General features: G+C 44.3%; 11 protein-coding genes and 1 pseudogene. 7 read left to right on the top strand and 5 right to left on the bottom strand.

Annotation, left to right across the window (positions count from 1 at the left end):
- Positions 1-26: 26 nt before the first annotated feature.
- Complete coding sequence (locus CPG39_RS06020) at positions 27-383, bottom strand: winged helix-turn-helix transcriptional regulator (protein ID WP_096292509.1); 357 nt, start codon at positions 381-383, stop codon at positions 27-29.
- Between the two features lie 138 nt (positions 384-521).
- On the opposite strand from CPG39_RS06020, the gene CPG39_RS06025 reads away from it, so the two are divergent.
- Together CPG39_RS06025 and CPG39_RS06030 are read left to right on the top strand one after the other, a co-directional pair.
- Positions 522-1,223 (top strand): glutathione S-transferase family protein, encoded by a 702-nt coding sequence (locus CPG39_RS06025; RefSeq protein ID WP_096292510.1) that lies wholly within the window; start codon positions 522-524, stop codon positions 1,221-1,223.
- Between the two features lie 198 nt (positions 1,224-1,421).
- Complete coding sequence (locus CPG39_RS06030) at positions 1,422-2,273, top strand: endonuclease/exonuclease/phosphatase family protein (protein ID WP_096292511.1); 852 nt, start codon at positions 1,422-1,424, stop codon at positions 2,271-2,273.
- Between the two features lie 141 nt (positions 2,274-2,414).
- On the opposite strand, the gene CPG39_RS06035 is transcribed toward CPG39_RS06030, so the two are convergent.
- From CPG39_RS06035 to CPG39_RS06045, 3 genes and pseudogenes are all read right to left on the bottom strand, one after another.
- Positions 2,415-2,756, bottom strand: a complete 342-nt coding sequence (locus tag CPG39_RS06035; RefSeq protein ID WP_096292512.1) for a hypothetical protein — start codon at positions 2,754-2,756, stop codon at positions 2,415-2,417.
- Between the two features lie 470 nt (positions 2,757-3,226).
- On the bottom strand, positions 3,227-3,439 hold the full coding sequence (locus CPG39_RS06040; RefSeq protein ID WP_096292513.1) for a hypothetical protein: 213 nt from the start codon (positions 3,437-3,439) through the stop codon (positions 3,227-3,229).
- 941 nt (positions 3,440-4,380) lie between these two features.
- Positions 4,381-4,695 (bottom strand): annotated as a pseudogene (locus CPG39_RS06045) (transposase); the annotation flags it as partial.
- 208 nt (positions 4,696-4,903) lie between these two features.
- Here CPG39_RS06045 and aroC point away from each other — a divergent pair.
- From aroC to CPG39_RS06060, 3 genes are all read left to right on the top strand, one after another.
- Positions 4,904-6,073, top strand: a complete 1,170-nt coding sequence (gene aroC, locus CPG39_RS06050; protein WP_096292514.1) for a chorismate synthase — start codon at positions 4,904-4,906, stop codon at positions 6,071-6,073.
- A gap of 548 nt (positions 6,074-6,621) precedes the next feature.
- The gene (locus CPG39_RS06055; RefSeq protein ID WP_096292515.1) at positions 6,622-7,263 is read left to right on the top strand and encodes a PEP-CTERM sorting domain-containing protein; all 642 of its coding nucleotides are present in this window, start codon (positions 6,622-6,624) and stop codon (positions 7,261-7,263) included.
- A gap of 261 nt (positions 7,264-7,524) precedes the next feature.
- Positions 7,525-7,917 carry a DUF3579 domain-containing protein gene (locus CPG39_RS06060; RefSeq protein ID WP_096292516.1) on the top strand — a complete coding sequence of 131 codons (393 nt, stop codon included), beginning with the start codon at positions 7,525-7,527 and terminating at the stop codon, positions 7,915-7,917.
- A 52-nt stretch (positions 7,918-7,969) separates the two neighbouring features.
- On the opposite strand, the gene CPG39_RS06065 is transcribed toward CPG39_RS06060, so the two are convergent.
- Complete coding sequence (locus CPG39_RS06065; RefSeq protein WP_231990410.1) at positions 7,970-10,036, bottom strand: di-heme-cytochrome C peroxidase; 2,067 nt, start codon at positions 10,034-10,036, stop codon at positions 7,970-7,972.
- A gap of 479 nt (positions 10,037-10,515) precedes the next feature.
- On the opposite strand from CPG39_RS06065, the gene CPG39_RS06070 reads away from it, so the two are divergent.
- Both CPG39_RS06070 and CPG39_RS06075 read left to right on the top strand, forming a co-directional pair.
- The gene (locus CPG39_RS06070) at positions 10,516-11,775 is read left to right on the top strand and encodes a TolC family protein (RefSeq protein WP_331716189.1); all 1,260 of its coding nucleotides are present in this window, start codon (positions 10,516-10,518) and stop codon (positions 11,773-11,775) included.
- Complete coding sequence (locus CPG39_RS06075) at positions 11,772-12,926, top strand: efflux RND transporter periplasmic adaptor subunit (RefSeq protein ID WP_096292519.1); 1,155 nt, start codon at positions 11,772-11,774, stop codon at positions 12,924-12,926. The genes CPG39_RS06070 and CPG39_RS06075 overlap by 4 nt, the downstream gene beginning before the upstream one ends.
- Position 12,927 lies beyond the last annotated feature (1 nt).

Genomic DNA, 12,927 nt, shown 5'->3' on the forward strand with positions numbered 1-12,927 from the left:
GCTCGACAAGATGGGAAACTACTATTTCACCCGTACGGTTTAAAAACTTCTGTGCCCGGATAGTATGTCTTTCCCCATTCCACTAGCGCTTGCAAGACCTGCCTTAGATCCTCCCCCTTTTTTGTCAGCACATATTCGTGTCGTACCGGGTTTTTCTGATATACCTGCTGCGTTAAAAAACCGGTGGCTTCCAGTTTCTTAAGCCGATTTGCCAATATATTGGTAGCAATTTGCTCAGGTGATTCGAGGAATTCTTGATAACGCTTTTTACCCAACAACAAGTCCCGGATAATCAATAAAGTCCATTTGTCCCCTAAATGATCCAAAGCGCAGGCTATCGGACAACAAGATCGTTCGTGGTTTTGTTCGTCATGATCAACCATCGGTCATTAATCTCTATGATATAAAAAAAGTGAATTACACAATACCTTCGCAGTCACTTGCCATTAACAAGTTTATGCGATAAAGTTACTTGCATTATACAAGCAAACACTCGATTAATCACACTTAAGGTTGTAGACATGCTGAAGCTTTATCAATTTGAACGTACTTGGGGTATCCCGAATTTAAGTCCTTTCTGCTGCAAAATAGAAACTTACTTGCGAATGGCTGAAATTGATTATCAGATTGTACCTGTATTGCCGCTAGGGGCGCCCAAAGGAAAATTGCCTTACATTGAAGACAGCGGCAGATCCATTGGAGATTCGCGTTTCATCATCACTTATTTAAAATCTTCTTATCAAAATCTGGATAAAGCATTGAACAATGCCGAACTGGCAATATCGGTTGCTATGCAGCGCTTACTCGAGGAGCATCTGTTCTGGGCCGCACTTTATTCACGCTGGCAATACACGGACGAAAACTGGCAAATCAACAAGCAGGCTATTTTTGGTGGATTGCCACCCGTCCTTAGGGATGTCATCGCCCATCGCACGCGCCGGAAAATCCAGCGACAAATTTACGGTCATGGCACCGGCAGACACCAAGCGGAGGAAATTTTCGCGCTCGGCAAGCAAGATATCGATGCGTTATCTGCAACACTAGATGACAAAAAATATTTCCTGGGCGATCAACCCACAACACTCGATGCATCCGCATTCGGACTCCTCATCAATATTATCGATTGTCCCATCGAATCGCCGCTTAAAGAATACGGGTTAGCAAAAAAGAATTTGATCGATTACGTTGATCGGATCAAGCACGAGTTTTATCCCAACTTATAAAGCATTTACTCTGAACTCGCAGTAGTAACAGGCCAGGATAAAATTTAAGCTCAGCCGCATTCCGATTGATCGGTATCCGCTGCTGCAAAGGCTGCAAATGGCAGATCAATCCGATTAAAATATTAATAGGATCATTGGCATATTTCCACCAGGACGGGCACAGTTATCGATCCGACAATGTGTACAAGGAGAAAAATCATGAAACTGTTGAGCTGGAACATCCAATGGGGACGTGGCATGGATGGACAAGTCGATCTTGCACGCATCATCCGGACGATCCACCAGATAGGCGAATTTGATGTCATCTGCCTGCAGGAAGTCGCGGTCAATTTCCCCGGCCTGCCGGGCAGCCGGGGCGAGAATCAGGTTGCTGAACTTTCAGCACAATTGCCCGGCTACACCGCAATCTATGGCGCAGCCACCGATGTGCCGGACAGCTTTGGTAGACGCAGTCAGTTTGGCAACGCCATATTCACCCGCTTGCCTATCGGTCAAATTTGGCGGCATCTGTTGCCGTGGCAGGCGGAATTAACCACGCCCAGCATGCAGCGTGTACTGGTGGAAGCGGTCGTAACAACAACGGAATTCGGTCTGTTGCGCGTGATGACGACACATCTCGAGTACTACTCGCACCATCAACGCCAAGTCCAGATAGATGCTATCCGCCACTTGCATCGTGAGGCGCATATCCTATCGCAACGAAAATTTCTGACCGAAGAGCGAGGCGGGACTTTCGAAGTCTTTCCCCGACCCGGGGAAGCGATATTGTGCGGTGATCTCAACTTCCCGGCTACAGCGCCCGAACATGCACAGATTCTCGCACCATTCAGTAATGACACCCCAAACTTTCACGATACCTGGTCGGTACTGAATCCTGACATACCCCATGCACCCACCGTCGGCATTCACCCGGTAGACTTCGTCGAGCGGGCAGAATGCTATGACTTTGTGCTGATTACCGATGGATTAGTAAAGCACCTACAAATACATGGAATTGATGCAGAAACGACAGCTTCGGATCATCAGCCGGTATGGGTGGAGCTCGGGTGACGTAATGCTTGCCTGTTACGATTTAATAGATCAACAAACCCGCCGGAACGGGTATAGTTGCACCCGGCTAGTGGGAAATTGCCTACAGACTTGGGATTAAACCGATTTTTGTGTAAAACTTCTTTCCATCGTCAAGTGAAACTATGGGTAAACCTGATTTGCCCCGGAAGGGGTGCCGGGATTGAATGCTGACGGATTGGGTGAATGTAGACTGGTAGGACGGTCGGTATTAAAACCGGACGGTTGAGTATTGATACCAGGGGGATTAAAAGGGCGTCCGGGTGCGGGTAATCCTGTCGAATCATTGGGGTCGCTTCCAGAAGGACTATTTCCAATTCTGGAATCAATGGATCTTTGCACGGCTTCATTTTCCAAGATAACGCTGGATCTATCACTTTGAGCCAGGGCCAAGCCATTGACTAACAGGCATATTCCACCGAACATATACAGCCATATCCGTATAAAATTATTTTTTTGCAACATAGTAATTCTCCTTTATGACAAATTGTGGTGATGCAATTACTCACGCTTTGAAATAAGCAAAAATCCACCGAAGCGGATCATAGGAAATGTTATTTCAAGTGTGGATCTCCTTGTTGATCGTTCCTTGACTCAGGATTGAGCATTACCTCAACATCATTCTTATCATAATTTTGTTTGTTTGAAACATTATCTTTTTTATCGGAAGTATTAGCTTGTCTTGTCATGTAAATTGTTGTGCGGTTAAAAAGGATCCTCAGAAAACGCATGCGCGTTAACAAACAGAAATCCGCCAATAATAGACATAACCTACAACTTAACCATGATAATACTCCATTCACATTCTATAGAAGTATAAGAATGCTTGATATAAAGTTAAGCATCTGATGTTAGAAATACATATCAATGATCAGATGAATGTTATAAAAAAACATCGAAACAAGTTAGGAGAAATGCAGATGCTGTCTTGAATTTTATTTTTGAGGAAACTGCCGCGCGGGATCTCTCTCGGGAGGAATTCGCTCTGGAGAAATAGGTTGAGGAGGAATTTCTGGCGATGGATCATATTCGGGGGAAATTATCTCTGGCGGTTGTTCTTGGGGCGGTATGATTTCCGGGGGTATGGGGGTGGGCGGAGTGGTTTCTGCACGTAATGGCTTTGTTTCTGCAAGAAAAATTGCATACATAATAGTTTCCCAGTAATTTGAAGGAGATTTATTATCTTAACTTTAAACCAATAGATCTGTGCGCTTTCTCACCAATGAGTGATAGGGACTTTGATGTTTCCTTTCCTCTTTACCAGGGTAGGCATTTATTCCGCCGCACGAAAAATTTGTTTAAATCCACTCATTATTATTTATGTGTGCTAGCGTACAGATTGGTAAACAGATTTAAAGCATCATGTATTCAGATGCTAGCTATCTCCATATAATTTAGCTGTATCTTCCGGTTATCTTTGTTCTTTCAGGCGCAAAGATAACTGGGTTAAATCAATCCTTCTCAGTAGTTCAACGGCGCATTTATTACTACTAAATGCGCTGTTTTTATGGGCAAATGCGGCGCTTTAATCTATTCATTTCAAGCCAGGACCTTTCGTAATTTTGTAATGGAGACAGGGAAATAAGAGTATCCGGCCGATTGGTTTTTAAGATAACATCTTGTAGGCCGCATCACACAAAGATTCAATTTCTGGAACATTGTTAATTCCATGTTTATTCCAATGGCTTCATGTCAGAAGTTAACATTGTCACTCACTTCTTACCATTCGTTATATTCCAATTATTAGCTGCTCAGATATAAAGTGACTGTTTTTTTAATTGGTGTGGAGAAAGTGTAAATTTCTGATGCGCTCTTTAAAGAAATTATTTTCTCCCCTTCTCATCAAATAATGCCAATGCTGATTTGGAGGGATTATTCATTCTCAATCTGCATATAGGTTTGCGATTATTGCCATCGAATAAATCGCGCAGTAACTGTTTGCATCCCTCATAACAATTTTCTTGGGATCAATGGTTTCACAAAGAATTGTTCTAAGGAAACGCTGATTAATACACCGCACCTCAGGGGCTAAGCGAACGGTTTTGGGATATTAGGTTAGAATTTGCCATATTCTGGCTTGAATTGCACTATCGCGCGCCCGTTCCTTGTTCTTAATCGAAGGAGGGGCTGAAATCAGCGTAGCATCAACAATCGTGCCTTCGCGAAGAAATAGTCCGCGCTCAGTCAGGTGTGCATCAATTACATCAAAGATCGATTCCGTCAGAGGATGCGCTTCCAGCAAATGGCGAAATCTCAGCAGAGTCGTCGCATCCGGCGCCCCTTCCCGATTCAGATCCATACCAACAAAGCGACGAATGGCTTGGCTATCGTATACAGCATCTTCCGCGCCTTCATCCAAAAAACGATCTCGTCGGGTTTGTTTCTTCTTTGCCGCATATTCCAGGTCAGAAAAATTTGGCTTTCATTTCATTCCAGATAATATTCTGGATTTTATGCTTTGCAGCATCGGCAATCTAAAGTCTTTTAAAATTCTTGCAGAAAATTATTTCCGCACCCACCAACAAGCCAAACTCAGAAGCTTTTTCAGAGCAAAAAGCTGAGATACATATGATAGACTCACATCATCATTCTAAATACAAAATAGCAATAATATGTCTGGCAATACATTCGGTACGCTTTTTACTATTACCTCATTTGGCGAATCACACGGCGCAGCAATTGGTTGTATTGTGGATGGATGCCCGCCAGGTTTAACTATCAGCACCGAAGAGATACAACTTGAATTGGACCGGCGTAAACCCGGTACGTCGCGTCATGTCACGCAACGACGCGAATCCGACACGGTAGAAATTCTATCCGGCGTGTTCGAAGGACAAACTACGGGTACGCCCATTGCTTTACTGATACGAAATGAAGATCAGCGCAGCAAGGATTATAGTAAGATCATGGACACCTTCCGTCCCGGCCATGCGGACTATACCTACTGGCAAAAATACGGTATCCGCGATTATCGTGGGGGTGGCCGTGCATCGGCGCGTGAGACTGCAGTACGTGTTGCAGCCGGTGCGATTGCAAAAAAATGGCTGCACGAGAAATATAGTATTATGATCCGCGGCTATATGGCGCAGCTGGGACCCATCGAAATTCCATTCAAATGTTGGGAAGATATCAGGCAGAATCCCTTCTTTGTCGCAGACAGCAACTATGTCGATCAACTGGAAACGTTCATGGATCAATTGCGTAAATCCGGCGATTCGGTGGGTGCCAAGATTAGCGTAGTAGCACAGGGGGTACCAGTCGGCTGGGGCGAACCGGTGTATGATCGATTGGATGCAGAAATCGCCTACGCCATGATGAGCATCAATGCAGTAAAAGGTGTTGAAATCGGCGCCGGTTTTTCCAGCGTAACACAAAGAGGTACCGAACATTCGGATGAGATGACACCGAATGGCTTTTTAAGTAACAATGCCGGCGGCATCCTCGGAGGTATTTCAACCGGTCAGGATATCGCCGTTCATATTGCGATTAAACCGACATCCAGCATCCGTCTCGGACGGCATTCAATCGACAAGAACGGCAATCCGGTCATCGTCGAAACGCACGGCCGACATGATCCTTGCGTTGGCATCCGCGCCACCCCAATTATCGAAGCCATGCTCGCCCTGGTATTGATGGATCATGCTTTGCGGCATCGTGCACAGAATGCCGATGTACAGTGCCAAACACCCAAAATTCCCGGCAATGCAAATACAATAGAAAAATCTGCGACAACATTTCAGGCATTGTCGAGAGAAGACCCGGAACCTGAAGAGGATGTCTAGGCACTAACGAGACAAAAATTTTTTTATCAAACAAGGCCTTGGATATATTAGGCTGAGTTAGCATTTCCTACCGCTGCAAACTTTATTCTTAACAATACCATCTCTCTGCACACTCTTTATTCTGCTGATTCTTAGCCAACTTCTTGTCTCAGGAATAGGGAATAACCTATAGAGGTTAAAAACGCACCTTTCATTAACGATGGAAAACTTCCTATATCGATATTGCTCGTGCAAAAGGACATATATCCTATCGCTCAAACCAAAAGCATAGTACGGATGTACTAGAAAAAAAGGAACTATCTCTTATTACGCTCGCGAGATTCTCAGTTTATTTTACATACGACTATGCAGAATTTTTTCTTCATTTAAATTTAGAGATAATAAAGAAGAAAAACGAATTATCTGCAAGTCACTACACATCAATTCCATTTCTCTGCAAACATGCAGCCCCATTAAATTCGCTGCAAGTAAACAGAGCATATTATTGACACGTGTAGATGAAATTAACAAACTGTAATGTAATTTTTATTCTTATGGGAAATTTTATAATGCGTATTATATCTATGATGGCTTTACTTGCGCTGATGAGCGGGCCAGTCGCAGCGGCTTCCTGGCAAATTGGTGACAATGACGGTTATGGTGCCGGTGTTTGTGACAACTGCCAACACCCATTCAATGGCTTCACGGCAAACTTTGATGGCCGCAGTGCTGCAGAAACGGCGGCGACCGATGGCACACAATACACCGATACCTATAGCACTGCCCATCCCGGCTTCAGTCCACATGGATCAGAAACCGTAGCAACGTTCAGTTTCACAGGATTAGGTAATAATTGGACAGTCGGTCATCTGGAAATCGACATGGCCGATTTCCAAGCTTCGACATTCGGTTCAGTAATCACCACATTTAACGGCATTACACAAAATTTTAACTACAATGATGGATTCCCGAACACATTTATTCGTTTCTATACACTAACTGGTTCGGTGGTTGATTCAATCAATGCCACAGGTGAACTGGTTATTACCATCGATCGCAACAGCTCCACTGATTTTTATGGGTTTGACTACTTAAAACTCAGTGATATCGCAGCACCAGTACCCGAACCAGAAACTTATGCCATGTTACTTGTTGGTCTCGGTTTACTCGGTTTTGCTAGTCGACGCCGGATGCAGAAACCAGTTGCATAATCCGGAAACTTAAGTGTTGCTAAGAGAAACCCGCTCCAGCGGGTTTCTCTTTTTCCGATCGACTATTTTTGTATCTTTATTCAACATTCTATTCATTTTTCTCAGTCTTCGCCGATATATAGCAGCATAAATCCAAATGAAAACAAAATCTAACGATGAAGTCTTGGCATACTGACAAAAATTATCATTCTAGCTTCCCTCGTCTCAAGTCAACAAAGATCGATTGCATAGTATTTTATCTTCCGTACTGCTGCTGCGCTCATGAAAATCAAATATGAAGAATTACTGATTCTGGGAATTACCAGAGAAGGTCGCCCCTTCCGCCCAAGTGACTGGTCGGAGCGTCTTTGCGGTGCACTTGCCACCCATAATCGCAATAACCGCTGGGAATATTCGGAATATGCTCAGCCTGTCATTCATGAGGGAAAGACATGCGTTCATGTAAAAACCGCGTTAAAAGATATCAATCCAGTCATCTATCAATTTATGATGGATTTTGCTTACAATAATCAACTCAAAGTAATTCCAACCGGAAAAATCATTTATTGGGAAGACTCCCCTGAAGAAACAGAAGTCGCATGGTCTATAAAAAGATTCACCCTGGCGCTGTTATTGCATCAATGGAAAATGAAATTTAAGAATAACGGATATTAGTTGCCGCTTAATCTTATTAGATACACATTGTTTGCGCATATACGCTTACATTTCAAAGCGATTTAAGATATTCAACGAGATCAAGCCGCTGCTCCTTGGTCAAGGCTGGAAGGAATATCCCATCAGGCTGAGGCATTCTTCCGGAGGCGAACTCGTGACCGCCATTATTGTTACCCCAAATATGTGTTCGAAACAGAAACCCATCATAATCTGTTGATTTTAATCCAACTTTTACAGGATCAAACGCACGCGATCCCACCATAAATTCATCAGGACGATATTCTCCTTCAACAGGATCACCAGGCTGTCGTTTGGGGAGAAGTAAATCATACAAAGTTGGAACTGAACCATTATGCAAATAAGGAGCGGTAGCCCAAATGCCATTGAGCGGACGAGCTTTATAAGCCAAGATTGAAGCAAAAGGATTGTCGCTGGTATCGGGAGTATAATTGCCGTGTTTCAGGGAAGATTGCACTTCATTATCAAAAAATGTATACGCAAAATCCAACGATCGTTCAACCCATCTACGTACAAACCATTTGTCTGGATCAGGCGTCGTGACCACATTGCGCGTAGCTGAAGTTAATAACCCTGCTGCTGGCGCTTGGCGTTGCAGTAAAAGATTACCTGTACTGACACCGACATACTGATTCCGCAAAATACCGCTATAACCGGCATACTCAATACCGTTAGTAGCCATTTTAGAATCCGTCCCAATAGACGAAGTATCGATCATTTTAGCCACAACACGACGATCCGGATCAATGCGTTCAATGTGTCCATGACATGATGCGCAATATTGGGAAAATAGCTTCGCACCATTAACCATTCGCGCTCTATCGATCTTCGGTAAAATATGCTCAGGCCATTGCGGCGAGGTTAGTTTGCGTAGATGCTTCTCCACCCGGCGCAAATTTCGAATATCGATGGAGGACTGGAAATCAATATGTTTTGGACCAAATCCTTGTCCACCAATGACGGAAGACAACGTAAAACCATCTCTTTCTTGCCAATCCAACGTGCCAAATACGCCAATCATTTGGCCCGCATTCCTGGCCATAGGGCCTAATCCACTATTGTCGACTCTACCATTCCATTGAACATAGTCATGTTGCGGTATATCCCACAGAAACGGATAACTCACCGGTGCATCGGCAGGATTATAGATTCTGTTACGCAGCCGGATGATCTGCTTACTGGATAAATATATTTGAATCCTTTCAATAATATGATCGCGATTTGTGCTGCTGAGAACGGGTTCCACATTTGACATTATCTCGGTCAATTCCTCGGCGGTCAGAATCTCAGTGAGCAACTCACGTAATTGTTGTGCGCTCATAATGTGCTCAAGCACACGATTATAGATTCTCCCGAATGCATCCAGCCGTGCGTAGCCGTAGCGGGTTAATGGTCGTGTAGTATCTCTGGGAACATTGATGATGGTATAAGTTTTGATTCGCTGTGCGTATTTTTTAAGATCAATTAATACATCCACGTGATTCTTATAGTGACCTTTCTCCAATACGTTAACAACAAAACGATCACGTTTTTCCGAATTCTCCAGGGTGGCATACAATGCGTCTGCCAAATCAATCATAAAAGTTTCCATATCCGAATTTGCCGGACCACCATCAATGCGGATTCCTACCCCCAGATAATTGAGTTGGGTCGTATGGCAAGCTGCGCAGGTAAATCCCATAAATGCTTTGCCTTGATATTCATCTCGCACCATGCCAACCGGCAAACCATCCGGATTGCTCATGGTCGGGCGTTGGGGTAGATAACCATAACGATCAATATTTTGGTTATCGCGAAACAAATCCGATGAATTAGATTGCTCAAGTACTAGAAAAAAGCTATAGGGTAATAAATTAGAGCCTTGTGTTGTATTATAAAACCACAAGCTGTCGGATGCCGACCAACCTTGATCAAGGTAAACAGTTTGAAAAAATTGATCGCCAAATTTATCGGTGCCACTCGAAATGGCACCACGGCCAGAATCATTATCACGAAATTCATACAGTCTTAACAAGACTCCTGCCAATAGCCAAATAACTGCCACCATACCCCATACAAGCAGAAATAGTTTGATCCATTGTAAAAAATAATTGAGTGACATGGATTTATTCAAATTTACTATCTGTTCAGCAAGCATTCAGGAATGTTCTGTTTAAATCGCGCACAACCAACTAAAAATCAGCTTACTACAGTTTCTTCAAAGTAATAAATAAGGCGTTATGATGGCTAATTTTTGTATTGGCTCATTATAAATTTCATATAAGATTAAGCTATTGCGAATCAATTTTGATGTAAATGATCTGTGAAATAATTGTCATAAGTTTAAGTGAATCGTGATTAAATTGCTCTTCGCTTTGTATCTGTCAAAGGATTAATCAGAGTTTTCTTCTTAAATACCCTGACAAGATTAAATTAAAGGATTCTATGCGAATTTCCCAAGTTAACCTTTTATTACTGAGTATAACCTTAATATTTTGTTCGATAACCTTAGCACAACCCACGACTCCGCTTCCAATTGGAGCTGATTCATTAAGACCACCAGAGCATTCATCGCCTTCTGCACGTGAATTATCTCCCTCTATGGCACCATTTAAAAGTGAATTGCCCAGACTGCAAGAGCCTACACCGGTGGGGGAAACACAAGGGCCGGTTGTACTTTATACGATTGAGGAACTACAACGATTGGGCTTACAAGCCAACGGTCTGGTGCTTGCAGCACGGTCACAAGTTGGTATGGCCAAAGGCGGAGTAATTGCCGCTACTGCATATCTCAACCCGGAAGTCATGTTCATGATGGGGCCTATGGATCGACGACTGCCAGAGAATCTGACAGGACCCGCTAACGATCAACGCTCGATTACAGTTATCCAACCGATTGAAAATCCTTTTATGCGCAGTGCGCGTATTGCCGCATCGGAAGCCATCGTCGATGCCAGCAGGGCCAGCTTGGGCCAGGTCAGTACCGATCTGGCCGCACTATTACGTGTTCGTGCCTATGAGTTATTGCTGCGGCAAGACCAGGCCGCCTTGGAGCAAAATATTTATGACTTGATAAACACTGTACGACAACGTATCGCAGTCAACGTCGAACGCGGTGAACTTGCCCGCTTTGAACTCATACGTGCAGAAACTGAATTGCAAAGTGCGGCCAATCGCAAGGCAGCGGCAGTACTTAACGCGGAACGTGCCAAAGTATTTTTGATGCAATTAACCGGAGGAGCTCTACCAGTAAATTTTCAAATTAAAGGATCCTTAAAAGATCCGATCGATCTTCCTTCACTGGAAGAGCTACGCCGCCAAGTACCTATCGTCAATCCGGATATAGTTCGTTTAGAGGCGGAACAAGTGCGTGCCAATCAGCGGATCAGCCAAGAACGCGCTTCTATATTGCCATCTGTCAATATCATGTACACCAATTATCAGGATCAGCAATTTACCTCCAATACTGCCGGGCTCAGCGTCAGAATCCCGATCTGGTATCGCCGTCGTGGTGAAATCGATACGGCTATCCATGATTCTGCTCGAATTCGAGAATCGCTCGAATACCGCCGTTACGAAATGGCCCAATTATTCGAAGCAGCATGGCAAGCTTATCAAATTGCCCAGCAGCGGGTAACAATGTTCGAGGGCGGTTTGATCAAGGAAGCGGAAAATGCAGTGAGGGTGGCTGAGGCAGCTTACAAATTTGGTGAACGTACTTTGATCGAGTTTTTAGATTCGCAGCGTATTCTCAGAGGAATCCTTTTTGACTCTCTGCAAGCCCGCTTTGAACTCCACTCAGCGGTTGCCGAAATCGATCGTTTACGCGCATATTATCCCAAGGAGTTAGTTGCAGAATGAAAATTATTTACTCGACCTTCAGTTTCTTATTTATTGCCACATTGCTGCTGGCAGGATGCAACAGCACATCGGACGAACAAGTTTCCAAGCAGCCTGAAGAAGTGCGCGATATCAATAGCATTACCGTTCGCCCGGAATTGATCGACCGATTAAAAGTCGGCAATCCATCCCTCATTGATCTTGCCGATAGAATACTGGTACCCAGCCGGGTTCAAGTCGATGAAGAGAGAACATCACAAATTGGTTCTTACGTTACCGGACGTATCATTAATTTATTTGTCATCCTGGGCGATTATGTCAAAGCAGGGCAACCGCTGGCCCGCATTACCAGTCCGGATTTAACGCAATCGCAATTGGCCTACCTCCGTGCCGCCTCGCGTGTCGTAGTCACGCAAAAATCACTTGATCGCGCACATCATTTATTAGCCGCCGATGCTATTCCGGTTGCCGAAGTGGAGCGGCGCAAATCCGAACTGGAAATTGCTCAGGCTGAATTGGGCGCGGCCAGTGATCAATTGAGACTGTTTGGTATGAATGAGGCCGATATAAAAGAATTGTCCAAGAAAGGAAAAATTCTTCCGTGGCTCGACATCAAAGCCACCCGAGAAGGCTACGTCATTGCACGTAACGTGATTGTAGGTCAAGTTGTGCAACCTTCCGATCCACTCTTCCAGATTGCCGATCTCTCTTACGTCTGGGTCGTTGGCGATGTACCTGAGCAAATTGCACGCGACGTACGATTGGAACAACATGTAGAAATCAACGTGCCCGCGATAGGCGGCACTGATTTTGATGGCATCATCATATTTGTTTCGGATACGGTTAATCGCTTGACCCGTACCGTGATGACCCGCGTAATGGTGGAAAACCCGGAACGGAAATTGAAGCCGGATATGCTGGCCAATATGCACATCACCGATACGCAACACAAAACCCTGGTTGTTCCGGAAGCAGCGATTGTACGGGAGTTAAACCAGGATTATGTTTTTGTTGCCATCAGCGATAACCAATTTCAACGCGTACCTGTCGAACTGGGCCCTGAAGTGGCCGATTTCCGGCCCGTGCTTGAGGGACTCACAATTGATCAACGCATTGTAATGGAAGGTGCCTTTCATCTGGATAGCGAGCGCAAGCTGGCTGAATTGGAGTAAT

It is taken from the genome of Nitrosomonas ureae (genome assembly GCF_900206265.1).
In the GTDB taxonomy this organism is placed as follows: domain Bacteria; phylum Pseudomonadota; class Gammaproteobacteria; order Burkholderiales; family Nitrosomonadaceae; genus Nitrosomonas; species Nitrosomonas ureae_C.

Bases quoted from the DNA above. Each gene is read 5' to 3' on its own strand.
- CPG39_RS06020 (WP_096292509.1), bottom strand. From the start codon at position 383: ATGGTTGATCATGACGAACAAAACCACGAACGATCTTGTTGTCCGATA.
- CPG39_RS06025 (WP_096292510.1), top strand. From the start codon at position 522: ATGCTGAAGCTTTATCAATTTGAACGTACTTGGGGTATCCCGAATTTA.
- CPG39_RS06030 (WP_096292511.1), top strand. From the start codon at position 1,422: ATGAAACTGTTGAGCTGGAACATCCAATGGGGACGTGGCATGGATGGA.
- CPG39_RS06035 (WP_096292512.1), bottom strand. From the start codon at position 2,756: ATGTTGCAAAAAAATAATTTTATACGGATATGGCTGTATATGTTCGGT.
- CPG39_RS06040 (WP_096292513.1), bottom strand. From the start codon at position 3,439: ATGTATGCAATTTTTCTTGCAGAAACAAAGCCATTACGTGCAGAAACC.
- aroC (WP_096292514.1), top strand. From the start codon at position 4,904: ATGTCTGGCAATACATTCGGTACGCTTTTTACTATTACCTCATTTGGC.
- CPG39_RS06055 (WP_096292515.1), top strand. From the start codon at position 6,622: ATGCGTATTATATCTATGATGGCTTTACTTGCGCTGATGAGCGGGCCA.
- CPG39_RS06060 (WP_096292516.1), top strand. From the start codon at position 7,525: ATGAAAATCAAATATGAAGAATTACTGATTCTGGGAATTACCAGAGAA.
- CPG39_RS06065 (WP_231990410.1), bottom strand. From the start codon at position 10,036: ATGTCACTCAATTATTTTTTACAATGGATCAAACTATTTCTGCTTGTA.
- CPG39_RS06070 (WP_331716189.1), top strand. From the start codon at position 10,516: ATGGCACCATTTAAAAGTGAATTGCCCAGACTGCAAGAGCCTACACCG.
- CPG39_RS06075 (WP_096292519.1), top strand. From the start codon at position 11,772: ATGAAAATTATTTACTCGACCTTCAGTTTCTTATTTATTGCCACATTG.